The sequence below is a fragment of the Nocardia sp. NPDC051787 genome (assembly GCF_040681325.1).
Taxonomy (GTDB): domain Bacteria; phylum Actinomycetota; class Actinomycetes; order Mycobacteriales; family Mycobacteriaceae; genus Nocardia.
This window is the reverse complement of record NZ_JBFAYO010000015.1, coordinates 1-17,904: the sequence shown is the minus strand read 5'-3', so window position 1 is coordinate 17,904 and position 17,904 is coordinate 1. Positions and strand designations below refer to the sequence as shown.

At 67.5% G+C, this 17,904-nt stretch carries 19 protein-coding genes; 14 read left to right on the top strand and 5 right to left on the bottom strand.

Annotated features, from left to right (window positions below):
- Positions 1–197 precede the first annotated feature (197 nt).
- The 4 genes from AB0M45_RS17590 to AB0M45_RS17575 are packed head-to-tail and all read left to right on the top strand — an operon-like array spanning position 198 to position 4,783.
- Positions 198–1,598 (top strand): MFS transporter, encoded by a 1,401-nt coding sequence (locus AB0M45_RS17590; RefSeq protein ID WP_364329614.1) that lies wholly within the window; start codon positions 198–200, stop codon positions 1,596–1,598.
- Positions 1,599–1,644: 46 nt separating this feature from the next.
- Positions 1,645–2,304: a response regulator transcription factor gene (locus AB0M45_RS17585; RefSeq protein WP_364329611.1), complete on the top strand. Its 660-nt coding sequence runs from the start codon at positions 1,645–1,647 to the stop codon at positions 2,302–2,304.
- Positions 2,305–2,330: 26 nt separating this feature from the next.
- On the top strand, positions 2,331–3,752 hold the full coding sequence (locus AB0M45_RS17580; protein ID WP_364329608.1) for a HAMP domain-containing sensor histidine kinase: 1,422 nt from the start codon (positions 2,331–2,333) through the stop codon (positions 3,750–3,752).
- Positions 3,749–4,783 carry a TAXI family TRAP transporter solute-binding subunit gene (locus AB0M45_RS17575; protein WP_364329604.1) on the top strand — a complete coding sequence of 345 codons (1,035 nt, stop codon included), beginning with the start codon at positions 3,749–3,751 and terminating at the stop codon, positions 4,781–4,783. Before AB0M45_RS17580 ends, AB0M45_RS17575 begins: the two co-directional genes overlap by 4 nt.
- Before the next feature lie 6 nt (positions 4,784–4,789).
- Here AB0M45_RS17575 and AB0M45_RS17570 read toward each other — a convergent pair whose 3' ends face one another.
- Complete coding sequence (locus tag AB0M45_RS17570; RefSeq protein ID WP_364329601.1) at positions 4,790–5,113, bottom strand: metal-sensitive transcriptional regulator; 324 nt, start codon at positions 5,111–5,113, stop codon at positions 4,790–4,792.
- A gap of 219 nt (positions 5,114–5,332) precedes the next feature.
- Between AB0M45_RS17570 and AB0M45_RS17565 the strand changes: the two genes are divergently transcribed.
- Positions 5,333–6,142, top strand: a complete 810-nt coding sequence (locus AB0M45_RS17565; protein WP_364329598.1) for an S-methyl-5'-thioadenosine phosphorylase — start codon at positions 5,333–5,335, stop codon at positions 6,140–6,142.
- Positions 6,143–6,302: 160 nt separating this feature from the next.
- On the opposite strand, the gene AB0M45_RS17560 is transcribed toward AB0M45_RS17565, so the two are convergent.
- Complete coding sequence (locus AB0M45_RS17560; RefSeq protein WP_364329596.1) at positions 6,303–7,145, bottom strand: NAD(P)H-binding protein; 843 nt, start codon at positions 7,143–7,145, stop codon at positions 6,303–6,305.
- A 268-nt stretch (positions 7,146–7,413) separates the two neighbouring features.
- On the opposite strand from AB0M45_RS17560, the gene AB0M45_RS17555 reads away from it, so the two are divergent.
- Positions 7,414–7,974: an NAD(P)H-dependent oxidoreductase gene (locus AB0M45_RS17555; protein WP_364329593.1), complete on the top strand. Its 561-nt coding sequence runs from the start codon at positions 7,414–7,416 to the stop codon at positions 7,972–7,974.
- A 4-nt stretch (positions 7,975–7,978) separates the two neighbouring features.
- Here AB0M45_RS17555 and eccE read toward each other — a convergent pair whose 3' ends face one another.
- Positions 7,979–9,622 carry a type VII secretion protein EccE gene (gene eccE, locus AB0M45_RS17550; RefSeq protein ID WP_364329590.1) on the bottom strand — a complete coding sequence of 548 codons (1,644 nt, stop codon included), beginning with the start codon at positions 9,620–9,622 and terminating at the stop codon, positions 7,979–7,981.
- Between the two features lie 112 nt (positions 9,623–9,734).
- Between eccE and eccB the strand changes: the two genes are divergently transcribed.
- The gene (gene eccB / locus AB0M45_RS17545) at positions 9,735–11,225 is read left to right on the top strand and encodes a type VII secretion protein EccB (protein ID WP_364329587.1); all 1,491 of its coding nucleotides are present in this window, start codon (positions 9,735–9,737) and stop codon (positions 11,223–11,225) included.
- Between the two features lie 59 nt (positions 11,226–11,284).
- Here the strand turns inward: eccB and AB0M45_RS17540 are convergent, their stop codons facing one another.
- Positions 11,285–11,587: a hypothetical protein gene (locus AB0M45_RS17540; protein ID WP_364329584.1), complete on the bottom strand. Its 303-nt coding sequence runs from the start codon at positions 11,585–11,587 to the stop codon at positions 11,285–11,287.
- Entirely contained in the window at positions 11,587–11,946 is a 360-nt protein-coding gene (locus AB0M45_RS17535; RefSeq protein ID WP_364329581.1) for a hypothetical protein, read from the bottom strand. Before AB0M45_RS17535 ends, AB0M45_RS17540 begins: the two co-directional genes overlap by 1 nt.
- A gap of 269 nt (positions 11,947–12,215) precedes the next feature.
- Here AB0M45_RS17535 and AB0M45_RS17530 point away from each other — a divergent pair, with 269 nt between their 5' ends.
- From AB0M45_RS17530 to AB0M45_RS17500, 7 genes are all read left to right on the top strand, one after another.
- Positions 12,216–13,559 (top strand): helix-turn-helix transcriptional regulator, encoded by a 1,344-nt coding sequence (locus tag AB0M45_RS17530; protein ID WP_364329578.1) that lies wholly within the window; start codon positions 12,216–12,218, stop codon positions 13,557–13,559.
- Positions 13,560–13,752: 193 nt separating this feature from the next.
- The gene (locus AB0M45_RS17525; protein WP_364329575.1) at positions 13,753–14,295 is read left to right on the top strand and encodes a DUF3558 domain-containing protein; all 543 of its coding nucleotides are present in this window, start codon (positions 13,753–13,755) and stop codon (positions 14,293–14,295) included.
- Positions 14,296–14,305: 10 nt separating this feature from the next.
- Positions 14,306–14,683 carry a hypothetical protein gene (locus AB0M45_RS17520; protein ID WP_364329572.1) on the top strand — a complete coding sequence of 126 codons (378 nt, stop codon included), beginning with the start codon at positions 14,306–14,308 and terminating at the stop codon, positions 14,681–14,683.
- A 98-nt stretch (positions 14,684–14,781) separates the two neighbouring features.
- Entirely contained in the window at positions 14,782–15,009 is a 228-nt protein-coding gene (locus tag AB0M45_RS17515; protein ID WP_364329936.1) for a type VII secretion protein EccB, read from the top strand.
- Positions 15,010–15,186: 177 nt separating this feature from the next.
- The gene (locus AB0M45_RS17510; RefSeq protein WP_364329569.1) at positions 15,187–15,405 is read left to right on the top strand and encodes a type II toxin-antitoxin system VapB family antitoxin; all 219 of its coding nucleotides are present in this window, start codon (positions 15,187–15,189) and stop codon (positions 15,403–15,405) included.
- Complete coding sequence (locus AB0M45_RS17505; protein WP_364329566.1) at positions 15,396–15,815, top strand: PIN domain nuclease; 420 nt, start codon at positions 15,396–15,398, stop codon at positions 15,813–15,815. Before AB0M45_RS17510 ends, AB0M45_RS17505 begins: the two co-directional genes overlap by 10 nt.
- 460 nt (positions 15,816–16,275) lie before the next feature.
- Positions 16,276–17,568, top strand: a complete 1,293-nt coding sequence (locus AB0M45_RS17500) for a helix-turn-helix transcriptional regulator (protein WP_364329563.1) — start codon at positions 16,276–16,278, stop codon at positions 17,566–17,568.
- The last annotated feature ends 336 nt before the right edge of the window (positions 17,569–17,904 follow it).

The window sequence follows — 17,904 nt, the reverse complement described above, 5'->3', positions numbered from 1 at the left end:
GCACTCTGAGCCGGTCTCGTTCGGCCCTCGGCGTCCGCCGTCCACCGCGGCGCTGTACGGGGGCCGAACCAGTTTCGGGCTCGGCGGCGATCGTCCTAAGGGACTGTTAGGAAGCGACGAGAGCCATTCCTCGCGGCTTGTGACTGCCGACACACTGATCTGCGACGACGTGATGAGGCGTCGAAAAAGGAGATCTTGTGACTACGACACAGCCCGTGGGCGAGCGCCGGGTGGTCGCGAACGTTTTGCGCGGTTCCATCGGCAACCTCGTCGAATGGTACGACTGGTACGTCTACGCCGCGTTCAGCGTGTACTTCGCGAAGACGTTCTTCCCCAAGGACGACCCGACGGCGCAGCTGCTGTCCACCGCCGCCGTCTTCGCGGTCGGCTTCCTGATGCGACCGATCGGCGGCTGGGCGCTGGGCCGGTACGCGGACCGGTTCGGTCGCCGGTCGGCGCTGACCCTCTCGGTGACCGTGATGGCGGCCGGCTCGCTGATGATCGCGCTTACACCCGGCTATCAGACCATCGGCCTCGCCGCTCCGGCGCTACTGCTGGTGGCGCGGCTGCTGCAGGGTCTCTCGGTCGGTGGCGAGTACGCCACCAGCGCGACGTACCTGTCCGAGGTGGCCTCGGCGGGCAGGCGCGGGTTCTACTCCAGCTTCCAGTACGTGACGCTGGTGGCCGGTCAGCTCGTCGCACTGGGCGTGCAGATCGTGCTGCAGCAGTTCCTCGACGCGGCTCAGATGAACGACTGGGGCTGGCGGATTCCGTTCGTGATCGGCGCTGCCGGTGCGCTGATCGTGATGTGGCTGCGGCGCGGCATGGACGAGTCCGAGCAGTTCCGGGCCGAATCCGGGCAGGCGCTGGGCGAGTCGGCGCACGCCGCGGGCGCTTCCGCGTCGCGCGGTTCGCTGCGGATGCTGCTGCGATACCCGCGGGAATGTCTGCTGGTGATCGGGTTGACGCTGGGCGGAACGGTCGCGTTCTACACCTACACGACCTACATGCAGAAGTTCATGATCAACACTTCCGGCATTTCCAAGTCGACCGTGGCGTGGATCAACTTCGTCGCGTTGCTGGTCTTCGTGGTGCTGCAACCGCTGGCGGGTGCGCTGTCGGACCGGGTGGGGCGGCGCAAGCTGCTGATCTTCTTCGGCGTGTCGGGCACCGTGCTGACCGTGCCGATCATGACCGTGCTCGCGCGAACCACCAATCCGGCCGCCGCGTGGGGCCTGATGATGGCGGCCCTGGTCATCATCACGGGATACACCTCGATCAACGCGATCGTGAAGGCCGAGCTGTTCCCGACCAAGATCCGCGCGCTCGGCGTCGGGCTGCCCTACGCGCTGACCGTCGCAATCTTCGGCGGGACCGCGGAGACGATCGCGCTGGCGCTGAAGAAGGCGGGCCACGAGTCGCTGTACTTCTGGTACGTCGCGGGGTGCATCGCCATCTCGCTGGTCACCTACTACTTCATGCGGGAGACCTCGGCCTCGTCGACGATCGACGCGGGCGAGCCCACCGCGGACGCCGATACCGGGTCCGGCGCCGCGGTGGCCGAGCCGGGACGACCGTTGGTCACCCTGCGTGACTGACCGCCCGGCACACGCGCCGATTCGCCCGCTGTGGGAGGATCGGCGCGTGCGGCTTGCGGTGGTCGAGGACGACGACGGCGTGGGAGACGCGCTGGTCGAGGCGCTGATCGCCCGCGGTTACCGCGCCGAACGCAAGCGCCGCGGCGCGGATCTGCTGATCGCGCATCGCGAGTACGACGCGGTCATCCTCGACCTCGGCCTGCCCGACGGCGACGGCCTGCAGGTGCTGCGCAGACTGCGCGAGGTGAGCTCGGTGCCGGTGCTGATCCTGACCGCGCGCAGCGACGAACGTTCGATCGTCCGCGGCCTGCGCGGCGGCGCCGACGACTACTTGGTGAAGCCGCCACGGATCGCGGAGCTGGTCGCACGGCTGGAGACGGTGACGCGGCGGGCCGCGGCCGCGGCCCGCCAGGAGCGGTCGGTGGTGGTCACCGGTGACGTCCGGGTCGACCTCGGCGCCCGGGTGGTCGAGGTGGACGGCGAGCCGGTGCCGTTGACCCAGAAGGAATTCGAGCTGGTCGAGGCGCTGGTGGAACGGCCGGGCGCCGCGGTGAGCCGTCAGCAGCTGATGGATCGCATCTGGGGCGACGCCTTCGTCGCCGTGTCGCGTTCGCTGGACGTGCACATGACCGGCTTGCGGGCCAAGTTGAATCGGCCCGGATTGATCACCACGATCCGCGGTTACGGATATCGGTGGGGGCAGTGAGCGCGATGCCGGGCCGGAGGTAGGTCATGCGGCGTCGTCTGCTCGTCGCGCTGACAGTGTTCGCGGCCATCGCGGTGCTGGCGTTCGCGGTGCCGCTGTCGCTGACCATCGCGACCAGCCGCACCCAGCAGCTGGTGCTGGCCCGCTCCGGGGACGCCGACCGCTTCGCCACGCTCGCCGACGACGCCGTCACCGCGGGGGACACCCGCGCGCTGGCCGACGAAGTGCTGCGCTATCACGAGCTGTACGGCGAGAACGTGCTCGTCGTCGACGCCAGGGGCGCCACGACGGTCAACGCCGGGGCCGACGTGACCGATCCCGGCATCGTCGCGGCGGTGGCGGCCGCGCGCCGCAACCAGCGTCCGCACGCGGTGGACAAGCTGACGCCGTGGGGCGCGCCGACCATGCTCGTCGCGCGGCCGGTCGGCACCGGGGTGCAGGTGAACGGCGCCGTGGTGATCGAGGCGTCCACCGCGCGCGCTCGTGGCGACATCGCGCGGGCCTGGGCGGTGATCGTGCTGGGCGGCGTGGTCGCGATGGCGCTGTTCATGCTGCTCGCGGTGACGCTGAGCCGGTGGGTGCTGCGGCCGCTGTCGGCGCTGTCGCGCGCGGTCGCGGAATTGACCGCGACGCTGCCGAAACCGCGCGCGGACAGCGTCGCGCCGGTGTCGATCGTGGGCAGGTACGGCGGGCCGCCGGAGATGCGGGCGGTCGCCGAATCCTTCGACGCGATGGCCCGCGCCGTCGCCGATTCGGCCGACGCGCAGCGCCAGCTCGTCGCCGACACCGCGCACGCGATGCGTAATCCGCTGGCCGCCTTGACCATCCGGCTCGATTCCTTGGCCCCCGCGATACCCGCGAGCGCGGCGGGCACCTTCCGCGGCGCGGGCGCCGAAGTCGATCGCCTGACCGCGCTGCTCGACGGCCTGCTCAGCCTCGCCGTCGCCGAAACGCCCGCGGCGTTCGACGTCGCACGCGCCGCCGAGGCCGACAACCAGTGCGACGCCGTGCAGGTGGTCGCCGACCGATTCGACGCCTGGTGCTCGGCGTTCGAGGCGGCGGGGCAGCAACTGCGCGTCGCGTCCGCGCCCGTGCGTGCGGAGGTCGCGGTACCCGCCGACGTGCTCGCCCAGATCCTCGACGTGCCACTGAGCAACGCGGCGCGCTATGCCGGATCGGGCACGCGCACCGAGCTGATCGTCGTCGCGGAGCCGGGCTGGGTCGCGGTGACCGTCCGCGACGACGGCGCCGGCGTGCGGCCCGACGAGATCGACAAACTCACCACCCGTTTCTTCCGCGGCTCGTCCGCCGGTGCCGGTGGCTCCGGGCTCGGTTTGCCGATCGCCGCGGCGCTGGCGCAGGCGCGTGGTGGCACGCTCACGATCGAGGCGGTGCATCCGCACGGTCTCGCGGTCGGTGTCCGATTGCCCGCGGCGGAGGTGCGATGACCAGTCGAGAACCCGGTGTGCGGCGCGGCATCGGCCGACGCGGTTTTCTCGCGCTGGCCGTCGCGGCGGGCATCACGGGCTGCGGTCCGAGTGGTGGCGGCGCCACTGTTCGGCTCGCGTCCGGTGAGGTCGGCGGCTTCTATCACGCTTTCGCGGGGTTGCTCGGCGCCGCGGCGGCGGAGCAGGGGGACGTGCGCATCGAGCGGGTCACCACGTCCGGTTCGCAAGACAATCTGGCACTTCTCGCCCGAGGCGAGGTGGACGCCGCGCTCGCGCTCGCGGACTCGGTGCGGGACACCACCGACCGGCCGGCCGACCCGTCGCCCGACCACCACCCCGCACCGAATCGCTCCGCGACGCTGGGCCACCCGTCACCCGACCACCCCCCATCGAGTCGCTCCACGACGCTGTGTGCGTTGGGGCGGGTGTACGAGAACTACCTGCAGCTGGTCGTGCGGTCCGATAGCCCGATCGGTTCGGTCGCGGATCTGCGTGGGTCTCGGGTGAGTCTGGGCGCGGAAGGATCAGGCGCGGCACTGACCGGTGCACGGATTCTGCGTGTCGCGGGCCTGGATCCCGCGGTGGACGTGGCGATTTCGCACCGCTCGCTGGCCGAGGCGGTGGCCGCTCTGACGGGCGGCGAGGTGGACGCGCTGCTGTGGGCGGGCGGGGTGCCGACCACCCTGCTCGCGGTGCCGAGCCGGATGCGGCTGGTGGACATGGGCGAGCTTGCCGCGCCGATGCGGGAGCGGTTCGGTCCGGTCTACGACCGCGTCGCGATCCCCGCCGACGCCTACCCCGGCGGCGCCGCGGTGCACACCATCGGCGTGGCGAACCTGCTGCTCGCCGCCACCACGGTGCCCGACGAGGTGGCCGCCGCGATCGTGGAACTACTGGTGTGGCACGCGGACGCGCTGGTGCCCACCGTGGCGGCGGGCACCCAGTTCCTCGACGGCCGATCCCTGATCAGCACCGGTTCGATCCCGCTGCACCCCGGCGCGGCCGCCGTCTATCGCCGCTGGCACGGGTAAACGTCGTCAGGAGCGGACGAGGCGGGCGATGGCGTCGGTGGCTTCCTTGATCTTGGCTTCCGCCTCCGGACCGCCCGCGACCGCGGCGTCCACCACGCAGTGGCTGATGTGGTCCTCGAGCAGTCCCATCGCCACCGCTTGGAGGGCCTTGGTCATGGCCGACACCTGGGTGAGGATGTCGATGCAGTACTTATCCTCCTCGACCATCCGCTGCAGGCCGCGTGCCTGGCCCTCGATGCGGCGCAGCCGCTTGAGGTAGTCATCCTTGGCGGTGATGTAGCCGTGCGCCGCGTGCTCGGGCGCCGCGTGGTCGTGGGGGGTAGCTGCCACCGGTGTCTCCTCGCTGCCTGCCGGTCCGGGAACCGGATTAATACCCCCCTAGGGTACAGTTTCGCGCTGGACTTGTCAGGTCGGCGGCGTGTTCGCCCCGACTGGCGGGACGGGCGGACTCCTGGCGAGGACTTCGGCGACCCGTCCGATACCGCCGCGGTCACAGGCCGAGGCCGATCCCGCCGAGCGACCGGAGCGGCGGGACGAGACAATTGCGGTATGAGTTCGCACCCCCGGCCCGCGCTCGCCGTCATAGGCGGCAGCGGGTTCTACGATTTCTTCGACAACGAGGCCACCACCGTCGAGGTCGAGACGCCTTACGGCGCGCCGAGCGCGCCGATCGCGGTCGGGGAGGTGGAGGGCAGGCCGGTGGCCTTCCTCCCGCGGCACGGCAAGAACCACGAATTCGCCCCCCACACCCTGCCGTACCGGGCCAACCTGTGGGCGCTGCGCTCGCTGGGCGTGCGCCGGATCTTCGCGCCGTGCGCGGTCGGCAGCCTGCGCGCGGATTGGGGTCCCGGCACGGTCGTGGTGCCGGACCAGCTGGTGGACCGGACCTCCGGCCGTCGGCAGACCTACTTCGAGGGCGGCGGCATCCACGTGTCCTTCGCCGATCCGTACTGCGAGGAACTGCGTGCCGCCGCGATCAAGGCCGAGTCCGACGCGCTGCACATGATGCACGCGGCCACCATGGTGGTGGTGGAGGGGCCGCGGTTCTCCACGCGCGCGGAGAGCCGGTGGTTCGCCGCGCAGGGCTGGGAACTGGTGAACATGACCGGTCACCCGGAAGCCGTGCTCGCCCGCGAACTCGAGATGTGCTACGCCGCCGTCGCGTTGGTGACCGATCTGGATGCGGGCCTGGAAGAGGGTGAGGGCGTGCACGCCGTCGACGTCTTCGCCGAGTTCAAGCGCAACCTCACACCGTTCAAAGAGCTCATCCGCCGCGCGGTGGCCGCGGTGGACGGCGCCGACACCTGCGAGCGATGCCGCGTCCACGCGGGCGTGTCGCTGCCGTTCGAACTGCCCTGACAACGTGAGTGGAGACTCGCGGAGTTCCGGACACCGTCCTCCTCGGACGTCCTCGGCCTGCACCCGGCCGGGTGCAGGCGTCGGTTCCCGCGTCACTCGGGCCGGTTTCACACACCAAAATGTGGCCGAAATCGAATCGCGCGAGGTGAAACGGCTTGACTCAGTGCGCTTTCGGCGCGAACGCCGCCGCGTGGGCGTTCGCCCACTGCTCGAAGGTACGCGGCGGGCGCCCGGTCACCTGCTCGACGGTCGGGTGGAGCGTCGCCTCGTCCAGCGTGCCGTCGACGAAGAAGCTGAGGAACGCGTCGACGTACTCCCGCGGCATGGTGGCGGCCAGTTCGGCCTCGGTCTCCTCGTCGCTGAGTTCGTGCGCCACGAGCGGTCGGTCCAGCACCGCGGCGAGCACCGCGATCTGGTCCGCCGGCCGCAGCGCCTGCGGGCCGGTCAGTTCGAGTACCTGCCCGTCCAGTTCGCCCTCGACCAGCGCCGCCGCCGCGACCGCCGCGATATCGGCGGGGTCGATCGCGCCGACCCGCACGCCGGGGAACTGCACCCGCACGACGTCGCCGACCGCGAGCTGCGGCAGCCAGCGCAGCGCGTTGGACATGAACGACCGCGGCCGCAGGAAGGTCCAGCTCAGCTCGGACGCGCGCACGGCTTGCTCGGACAGCGTCATGTAGCGGGACACGGCGTTGTCCATGTCCTGCAGCGCGGCCGAGCCGCTGGAGAGCAGCGCGACCCGGTGCACCCCGGCCTTTTTCGCGCGTTCCAGCAGGTCGGACAGGTCGTTGTAGCCGGGGAGCAGAAACAGCCCGTGCACGCCGTCGAGCGCGTCGGTCAGCGTCTCCGGCCGGTTGAGATCGCCGGTGACGGCCTCGACGCCCGGCGCGAACGCGGCCTTCGCCTGGTCGCGGACGAGCGCTCGCACCTGCTCGCCCCGCTCGCTCAGCGTTCGCACCAATTCCGCGCCGATATTCCCGGTGGCGCCGGTGACCAGGATCATTTCGTCTCCGTGTCTATTCGGTAGCGCCTGCGGCGCTGCGTGTTCGCGGCCCCTTCAGGCTCGCGAGCGGGCCATGCTCGATCTCGCTCCGCGCGAAAAGCCGCCGGAGCCAACGGGTTTCGCAATGGGTATGGCCCCTTGTCGAACATAGGGTATCCGGCGGGTTTCTGCCTGAGGGCAGCGTGCCTACCACGGGAAGCCGCGTTCGACGTGGCCAACCGAGCGCGCCGGTGGCCATGGTCGGACACTCCGGGGTTAGGCTCGCGCGGTGGACACCCCGTTGCGGCTCGAGGTCATCGTGGCCAGCGTGCGTCCGGAGCGGTTCGCCCCGGTGGTCGCCGACTGGTTACTGCGCACACTCCGCGCGCATGCCGAATTCGACACAGGCGTCATCGATCTCGCGCACACTCCGCTGCCGATCGATCTCACCGAGACCGAGCAGACCGTCGCCTACCGTGCTCGACTGCGCGCGGCTGACGCCTTCGTCGTGGTCACCTCGGAATACAACCACGGCTACCCGGCCTCGCTGAAGACCGCGTTCGACACCGCCAAACACGAATGGCGCGCCAAGCCGATCGCTTTCGTCTCCTATGGCGGTCTTTCCGGCGGGTTGCGCGCGGTGGAGCAGCTGCGTCAGGTCGTCGCCGAGATCCACATGGTCTCGGTTCGCGAGACGGTCAGTTTCCATCAGGCCAAGAAGCGATTCGACGAGGCGGGTGAGACCCGCGACGGCGCCGCGATCGACGCCGCCGAACGGATGCTGCGCCAATTGTCTTGGTGGGCCCGCCTTTTGCGGGCCGCACGGGCCGCCGACCCGTATCCCGGCTAGCCCGCTACCCGGCCGGCACGGCGCGGCGGCCGCGCGGCTGACCGATGTAGGTGGCCTCGCGCGGGATCGACACCAGCGTCAGGTCGACCTGCGCGGTGCCGGTACGCAGGATCACGTGATTGCCGATCGCGCCGGGTTGCTGGATGGCCAGGTCGGGGCGGGTGGCGGGCCAGCCCATCGGGTCGCCCGTCACATAGATGGTGGTGACGCCGGCGTGCGGCGCCGGTGCCAGCACGCCGTCCACCACCGTGGCGGTGAATCCCGCATCGGACTGGTGGGTTTCGACCGCGATGGTCAGCCGCTCCGGATTGCCGATCGTCGTGGCCAGGTTCTCCCATGCCTGCGCCCGGTCGGTGCGGATCAGGATCCGCTCGCCGACCGCGAGTGCCCGGAACACCAGCTGCTGCGCCAAGTACAGCTCGCCCGCGACGTACACCGTCGAGATACCTGCGCCTACGATGCGGACCGCGACGCCGTTTCCTTCGTCGTCCGAGCCGATCAGCTGGCCGCAGCCGGAGGAAGGCAGGTGCAGCACGTCGAGCACGTCGATGGGGTATTCGATCATCGGAACGGTATCGTCCAGATCGGGGACGGCGATCGGCAGATGGGCGAGCAGTCCGTCGCGGTGGCGTCCGTTCATCGAGACCATGCCCGGCAACTCGGTCCGCTCCGGCAGTTCCCGCGTGGTCAGGCGCCATGCGGCGCCGATGTTCACCGACTCGGCCGAATTGCCGGGGCGCAGCCGCACCGCCACCGTGGTGCCGCGCGACGGCGCCACCCACAGCTGGGCGAGCAGGTCGGAGCTGAGGCGCTTCGGGTCGACGCCGCTGCCGATGTTCACGTTGTTGCCGATTTCGGCGTAGCGCCAGCGGTGTTCGAGGCCGCGCGGGTCGTAGCCGCCGGTGATCTGCAGGACCGCCTTGCGGATCTCCGGCGCGGTCAGGATGCGGGCGTTGCAGCCGGCGTCCTCGAGCGTGCGCATGATGCGCTGGGTGGCGATGGTGACCGCACGCGAGGCGCCCTCGGCCCCGCCGCCGCGCCGGGCCGCCGCCTCCGGGCAGGCCACCGCGTCGAAGCTGATCGCGAGCCATACCGTGCGGTGTGCGGTGGCGGGCAGTGGACCGAGCAACGATTCGTAGATCGGGCCGGCGGGCGTGCCGGAGCGGCTGCGGTGCCCGTGGCTGATGATGTCGATGCCGCTGAGCAGGATATCGTGCTGGTTCAGGCATTTCGCCAGCTCCGACAGTGGAAGCAGGTGCGAGGCGTGCACCGTGGTGCGGCCGATCCTGGTCAGGCCGCCCGGCGGGGGAAGCACCTCGACCACCGTCACCACACGGCTGCCGTCCCAGAACAGTCCGAGTGAACGTCCGTCCGTGCCGCGGTAGTCGATCGTGTCGCCGATCTCGTACTCCCGGTGGGTTTGATAGCGCCACCAGGTGGTGATCCAGTCCAGCACAGTACGTTTGGCGACGGTGATGAGCGGGATCAGTATCGCGACCACCGCCACGCCGAGCGCCGGCAGTCCGGGCAGCCCGGCGAGCAGCGCGATCACTCCGGCGATCACCCCGAGGATCTGTGCGATCAGCAGATTCTGCATCGAGACGCGCCCGAGCAGCGGTCGTGGTCCCGCGCCGGCCGGTTCCGCCATCATCGTCCCCCATGTACCCGGTGTCGGCCGGTTTGTCGTGGCCGAGCTGAACAAGAGTCCTCGGGAACTGTACTGTGTTCGGCGAACGCGAGCACTGTTCGGGGGAGGAATAATGCCTTCAAAACCCACTACACGCTGGCAGGTGAGCGGCTACCGCTTTCTGGTCCGGCGGATGGAGCACGCCTTGGTGCGCCGGGACGTGCGAATGCTGCACGACCCCATGCGTTCCCAGTCCCGCGCGTACGCGGTCGGTCTGATTCTGGCGTGCGTCGTGCTCGCGGGCTGTGGTGTGCTGGCGTTGCTGCGTCCACAGGACAAGATCGGCGACAACAAGATCCTGATCGGCAAGGATTCCGGCGCGGTCTACGTGGTGCTCGACGACGTGGTGCACCCGGCACTCAACCTGGCCTCCGCGCGATTGGCCGCGGGCGAGGCGGCCAAGCCGGCGATCGTGAAGGAATCGGAGCTGGGCAAGAAGCCGCGCGGCCAATTGATCGGCATCCCAGGCGCTCCCGGCTCGCTGCACTTCGACAAGGAGGGCAAGGGGCGGGTCTGGACGGTGTGCGACTCGTTGAAGACCGACGGCAGCGACGACCGCAGCAGCTCCGTGCTGATCGGTGATCTGGAACTGGGCGACAAGGCCGCGCCGATGGGTAAGGACAAAGCGCTGCTGGTGAAGGGCAAGGACGCGGCCTACCTGGTCTGGAACAAGACGCGCGCTCGTGTCGACATGAACGACCCGTTCGTTACCGGACCGCTGAACATTCGGGGGATGACCCCGCGGCCGATCAGCGAGGGCCTGCTCAACGCCATTCCTGAGGTCGATCCGATTATCCCGCCGAAGATCACCGATCCAGGCGGGCAACCGTCCGGGTATTCGATCAACGGCTTGAAGATCGGCACAGTCGTCCAGCTCGATGGCAAAGCCAATCAGAATTACGTCCTGCTGCACGACGGTCTGCAGGCCGTCAGTCCGTTCACCGCCGAAGTGATCCGTGGCTCGCAGCGCAACCCCGACCACGGCACCGCCATCGAATCCTTCGACAAGACCAACGCACCGGAGTCGCGGGCACTGAACGTCGACACCTACCCCGAGACCGCGCCGACGATCATCCAGCCCAAGGCGCGCCCGGTGAGCTGCATGTCGTGGAAGCCGATTCCGGGAGTCGCGGGCAATACCGATGTCGCCGTGCGGGCGGAACTGTCGTTCATCGACGGGAGCGATCTGCCGATGTCCAGTGGCGCCAAGCTGGTTCCGCTCGCGCAGGCCGACGGCAAGGGCGACAACGTCGACTCGGTGTACTTCCCGCCGGGTTCCGGCGCCTTCGTCCAGACCACCGGCATCGAACCGGACAGCAGGCGCAAGGACAGCATGTTCTACGTCGCCGACACCGGTGTTCGCTTCGGCATCAAGGACAATGAGGCCGCGAAGGCGCTCGGCATGGACGTCGAGTCCGGTGTCGAACCTGAACCGGCGCCTTGGCCGATCGTCGGTCTGCTCGCCAGCGGACCCACCATGGGCCGTGACGCCGCCATGGTTGCCCACGACGGCGTCGCACCGGACTCCGCACCCGCCAAGCAGCCGGTCGCCTCGGCGAAGTAGGGATTATCCCCGCGGCTGTGCATACCAGCGGCCCAGGACATCGGCGGTACCTGCGGGATTCACCGTAAGTACCTCGCTGGCCGCATGTGCCCGGCCTCGATGAGAACGTCGATGGCCGTGGCCTTCGTGCCGCAGGTGCGGGCGTCGCAGTCGATGTGGTCCTGTGTCACCCAATGGGCTTCGTGCACCGGGTAGGGCCTGCGCGGTGCGGCGTGGGGTCCGACGTGTTTCCGGGCCTCACCGGTGAGGTCGGGCGGCTGGGACGCGCTGTCGATCAGCCAGGGCAGCACCCAGAACAGCAGGATGAGTAGTCCGACGACGGCGGCTGCGACTATCAACACGGCTGCGAGTTCTGCGGGCACTATTGCCCACTTCCGTCGAATGGCCGGTAGGCGAGTGCCCAGTTGTATTCCGGGCTGATGGTGATCAGGGAACAGACCCGGCAGATGCGGCCGGGGCCGCCGATGTGCTCGAGGGTCGGTGTGATCACTGCGGCGATATCGAGGCGGCGGACGATGACCAACAGCCGATGCAGCGGGTCGTCGATATCGGGACGCATCCGCACGGTTTTCACCAGGTCGTAGCCGAGCCGGGTAGCCAGTGCCAGGATCGCCTGCTCATCGTGCTGCCACCCTTGCCCGCTCACGTCGTCACGCAGGTAGCCGAGCGCTTTGGGGCGGGCTTGCGAGGTGTGCGGCGGTGTCATCTGTGGCCGTGCCATGCGGTGTCTCTTTCGGGTCGACGGGAGAATCGAGCGTCCGGCGCCGGGGGCTTGCGCCACCGATCCGCAACCCTTTGCGGCCGATGTGCCCTGGAGATGGCATTGGCCCGGCGCCGGAGCCATCGATAGCTTCGGCCGCTGCTGGCCGTGCGACGACTGCCCCGGCCGATCGGTCGGATTGCGCGATATCTGCCGTTTGCCGCCGTGAATTGTGTTGTGCGGAATAGAGTTCCGGGTATTGCGTATCGCTTCGGATCTGGGGGCCGGATGTGACCGATTCACCGTTCATCGCCGTGTGGGACTCGCCGCGGTTCCGGCAGTTGCTCGCCTCGGGCAAGCCAGGCGCGGCGCTGGCGCTCGTGCGTAAGCAGATGGGTTTGTCTCAGGCGGATTTCGCGGAGTTGCTGCACTGGGATCGCACGCACGCCGGGCGGGTCGAGCGGGGTGAGGTCGGCACGATTTTCGATGTGCGCGAACTGATCCGGGCGGCGGACGCGCTGGGCATACCACGGTCTGCGTTATTGCCCCTCTTGCTCGGTGATGCCGACGCGGGGACCATCGAGGGCGGGGGCGGTGAAGGAGTCGATGACGTGGATCGCAGGCAATTCGTCCAGACAGCGACGCTAGCGGTGACGGCGGGTGTGGCGGCCGATGTGCCGTGGTCGGGTCCGATGCGAGTCGGGACCGGTCACATCGCATATCTGGAGAAGGTGACTCAGCAGCTGTGGGAGCACGACAACGTGTACGGTGGCGCCAGGATCGCTGACTTCGCAGTACAGCAGTACCGTCTGGCTCGTCGCCTGGTCGATCATGGCGAATATGGTTCTCGCATCGGCGCGGACTTGATCGATGCTACCTGTCGCCTGGCCGGTTTGGCGGGTTGGGTGGCCGAAGACAGCGGGTGGGTTGACCTGGCAAGGCGGTTCTACACGGAGGCGGTTCTCCTCGCCGAACAATGCGGAGAAGAAGAGTTGCTGGAGGACGCCATCGCGAACATGTCGTTCCTCGCCACGGAACGTCCGGCGAGCCGCGAGCCGGTACGCCTGGCGCAGCGTGCGAGCGAACTCGCACGCCGAATCCCTTCCGCGCGTTTGAATGCGCTTCGCGCTGCACGAGAAGCCGTGGCACACGCAGCTGTCGGCGAGCAACGTGAATTCGAACAGACCATGACCCGCGCTTGGCGGGAAGTGGACCGTGGTCTCGATGATTCAGAAGACGCGATCTGGTTGCACTTCGTCACACCGACCGAGATTCGGTCCATCGAGGCGAGGGGCCGTTCCTACTTAGGGCAGCACCGCAGGGCGGCAATCGTCTATCACGAGGCGGTCAGCGGTGGGGGATCCATGCCTCTCCGAGACGAGGCGTCATATCGTGCCTACTTCGCGGCGTCGCTTGCTGGCCTCGGCGATCTCAGCACGGCAATCGCCGAGGGGCATGCAGCCTTGTCCCTGCTGGAAGGCCCGGTCAGCTCTCCTCGCTTGGTGGAAGAGCTTCGACCGGTACGAGTCGGTGTTTCGCGGTTGCGAGGAGACGATGCCGAATACTTCCGTCGCCGGTTCGATTCCCTGTGTGGTGCGGCTACGGGACACGGTGGATCCTTCCGATCGACGTAGGCCCACTCTGTTCCGAAGTGTGCGCAGAGCAAGGACCAGCACTGAGCATTGCTTGGGCCGTGATGGATGGTCAGTCCTGCGCCAGCGCAACGGTTCCGGTCAAACACTGATCGGTCGTATCCGGTGGAACCGAACCCCCGGCTGGTGCGTCATAGACTTCGGAGGACTTGTGGCGGCGCGATAGGAGGCACTGGTGGGAGGACGCACAGGAGCGGCCGTGATGCTGGCGGGAGTGTTGACGCTTGCCGGGTGCACGCAGCCGACCGACGAGGCGGCGACACCGAGCGCGAGCATCGACAAGAAGGCCGCTACTGCGGCGCTGTGGGATCCATGCACGCAGATCAGTGACCAGACACTGCGCAGTCTCGATGTCGATCCAGCGACACGTGAGTCAGGCGTCGGAGGAGTCCAGACGGAGGGATGGAAGATGTGTAGCTGGAGCCCCTCGCCAAGGAAGGACTACTCTTTGACGGTCGATTCTTCAATCTTCACGGTTGACGACTTCAAGAAGAAAGAAGGGAATGTCGATTTTGTCGATATCTCTGTGAAGGGCCGCAGCGGGTGGCGGTATCACCGTTCGAACGATAAGAAGAATGAGAAATGCGATCTGCTCTTCCCGTCGAGTCAGGGAGTACATGGAATTTCGTTCTATAACCTGTCACCCAGTGCTAAGACGGTGCCATGCGATCGGGCCCTCGCCGCTGCTGATGTCCTAGTACCGTTGTTCCCGAAGTGAGGGGAAGCAGATGGGGACCAGCGAGGACGTTACGTTGTGGCGGTATCTTGCCGATGAGGCGAAGGCTGGCCGTCTATATCTCGACGATTCCGTCTCTCGTGACTGCCTGAAGGCATGCGAGGATCGGATCCAGGTGTACACCGAGTGCCGCATGATGCTTGGGAACATGGACAAAGTCACTGGTCTGGGTGATTTCCCATGTGCCGACGAGCTCGCAAAGATGCTGGGCTTGAAGGCAAGCGGCGGTGAGGGTGACTTCGATTCGGCCCTCGCCGAGCACATCACTGTCCTGGAGCTCATCCGGGATACGATCAAGGTCTCGGTTGACCGCTTGGTGGAGCAGGAGCGGGTCAATGCGCAGGCTCTGGCGAATGTCCAGATCAACTGATCGGGGGAGTGGTTGTGGGTATCCCCGTGATTGTGCCATCGGCGGTGGGTGCGGTGATGGCACCAATCGTGCCGTAGCCGACGTAGGGTTCCTCTTCCCTGGGGCATGCGCCGTCGCCTGGTCGGGATCAAGGACAAAGAGGCCGCGCGAAGGCGCTCGGCATGGATGCCGAATCCGGTGTCGAGCCCCCGGAACCGGCGCTGTGGCCGATCCTCGGGCTGCTCGGCAGCGGCCCCACCATGGGCGCTGACGCCGCCATGGTGGCCCACGACGGCGTCGCGCCGGACTCCGCACCCGCCGAGCAGCGGGTCGTCTCGGCGAGGTAGTCGGTCGGCGATGCGTCCGGCATGCTCGAACTCCGCGAGTCAGCGGCTGCTGCTGAGGCGTGGCGAGCGGCACCCACCCCGCGATTTCGTGTGTCCACTTCGACCAGATATGGGCATATAGTATTCCGAAATAGTATGCTAGAAGCTCACGAGTTATATACATGCTGGAGGTGGAAGATGTCGCGAACGATGATCGACATCGATGACACGGCTTTGGCTGAGGCCGGTGATCTGCTTGGCACCACGACCAAGAAGGACACCGTCAACGCGGCGTTGCACAAGGTCATCGCGTTCTATCGACGGTCTGCCGCACTGGAGCGGATGATGGCTCGGTCCCAGAGCGGTGCGTACGACGACGTCGTCGCGCCGGGGCGCAAGGCTGAGGCGTGGCGGTAGAGCGATATCTCATCGACACCAGCGCCCTGGCGCGGATGGGCCATCCCGCCGTTGCTTCGGTGTGGACGGGCACTGTGCAGGCGGGTTTGGTGCACATCTGCGCGGCGATCGAGACAGAATTCCTCTACTCATCCCGGTCCCTGGCGGATTTCGAGCAGGATCGGGATGACCTTGCCGACATCTATCCCTGGCAACCGATGCCCGAGCGAGTCTGGGAGCGCGTGCGGGAAGTGCAGTACGAGATGGCCAAACGGGGCTGCCTACGGAGTGCAGGATTGGCCGATCTCCTTGTGGCAGCTACTGCAGAGCTGGGCGGATTGACAGTGCTGCACTATGACGCGGACTTCGACACCGTTGCGCAGATCACCGGTCAGGCCACGCGGTGGATCGTTCCCGCAGGAACAGTGTGATTCAACGTGCACGCTACCTGTCATGCGTGTGCCGTTCGCCCGAGCACCAACCCTGGCCCGCTCACTTCGTCGCGCAGATAACCCAGTGCTTTTGGGCGGGCTTGTGCGGTGTGCGGCGGTGCCATGTGTGGCGATGTCATGCGGTGTCTCTTTCGGGTCGACGGGAGAATCGAGCGTCCGGCGCCGGGGGCTTGCGCCACCGACCCGCAACCCTTTGCGGCCGATGTGCCCTGGAAAAGGCATCGGCCCGGCGCCGGAGCCATCGATAGCTTCGGCCGCTGCTGGCCGTGCGACGACTGCCCCGGCCGATCGGTCGGATTGCGCGATATCTGCCGTTTGCCGCCGTGAATTGTGTTGCGCGGAATAGAGTTCCGGGTATTGCGTATCGCTTCGGATCTGGGGGCCGGATGTGACCGATTCACCGTTCATCGCCGTGTGGGACTCGCCGCGGTTCCGGCAGTTGCTCGCCTCGGGCAAGCCAGGCGCGGCGCTGGCGCTCGTGCGTAAGCAGATGGGTTTGTCTCAGGCGGATTTCGCGGAGTTGCTGCACTGGGATCGCACGCACGCCGGGCGGGTCGAGCGGGGTGAGGTCGGCACGATTTTCGATGTGCGCGAACTGATCCGGGCGGCGGACGCGCTGGGCATACCACGGTCTGCGTTATTGCCCCTCTTGCTCGGTGACCCTGACGCGGGGACCATCGAGGGCGGGGGCGCTGAAGGAGTCGATGACGTGGATCGCAGACAATTCGTCCAGACAGCGACGCTAGCGGTGACGGCGGGTGCGGCGGCCGATGTGCCGTGGTCGGGTCCGATGCGAGTCGGGACCGGTCACATCGCATACATTCGTGCTGTAACTCAACGCTTGTGGGAACACGACAACGTATACGGCGGCGGCAGGATCGCTGACTTTGCGATCGAGCAATACCGTCTTGCTCGCAGACTGGTGGACCACGGTGAATACGGTCCCCGCGTCGGCGCGGACTTGATCGATGCCGCCGGTCGGCTAGCTGATTTCGCAGGTTGGGTGGCCGAAGACAACGGCTGGGTGGATGTGGCGAGGCGGTTCTACATGGAGGGAGTTCTACTCGCCGAGCAAGGCGGAAAAGATGAGTTGTTGACCAACGCCATCGCGAACGTGGCCTTCCTAGCCACGAAACGTCCGACGAGTCGTGAGCCGGTACGCCTGGCCCAGCGTGCAAGCGAACTTGCGCGTCGAGTCCCTTCAGCGCGTTTGAACGCGTTGCGTGCTGCGCGAGAAGCAGTGGCGCACGCGGCAGTTGGCGAGCGACGCGAGTTCGAACAGGCCATGATCCGCGCCTGGCGGGAGGTCGACCGCGGTCTCGATGATCCCGATGACCTGACATGGTTGCAGTTCGTCACCTCGGCCGAGATCCGGTCCATCGAGGCCAGAGGTCGATCCTACTTGGGACAGCACAGCAGGGCGGCGACCATCTATCGCAAGGCGACCAGCAGCGCAGGAACCATGCTTCTGCGAGACCAGGCGTCATACCGTGCTTACTTCGCGGCGTCGCTTGCTGGCCTCGGCGATCTCAACACGGCAATCACTGAAGGGCACGCAGCCTTGTCGCTGCTGGAAGGCCCGGTCAGCTCTCCGCGTTTGGTGGAAGAGCTTCGACCAGTGCGAGTCGCTGCCGAACGAATCTCCGGAGACGAGGGCGAACGTTTCCGCCTTCGCTTCGACGCACTGTGCGGTTCGACTGTGGGGCAGGGCAAGTCTCTCGCGTCGACATAGCCCGCTTGCTGTCTCAAAGCGCAACCTGCAGAGCGAGCACCGAGTTGGGCTGATGAATTGGAAGTTCAGCTGTGCACCGGCGCAACGGTTCCGGGGTCCAACCGCCGACTTGTCAAGCGATCCGGGTGGAACCGTATCCATGGCCGGTGCGTCATACACTTCGGGGGACGTTTGACGGCTGGACGGGAGGCGCTGGTGGGACGACGAACAGGGGCAGCCGCGGTGCTGGCGGGGGTAGTGGTGTCGACGATCAGGTAATTCCCCCGGGCTGCCGTCACGGAATTCCTCCATTGGGCGTGCCTCGTTGCGAGCGTAGCGAGCGCTCTCGGCTGGATC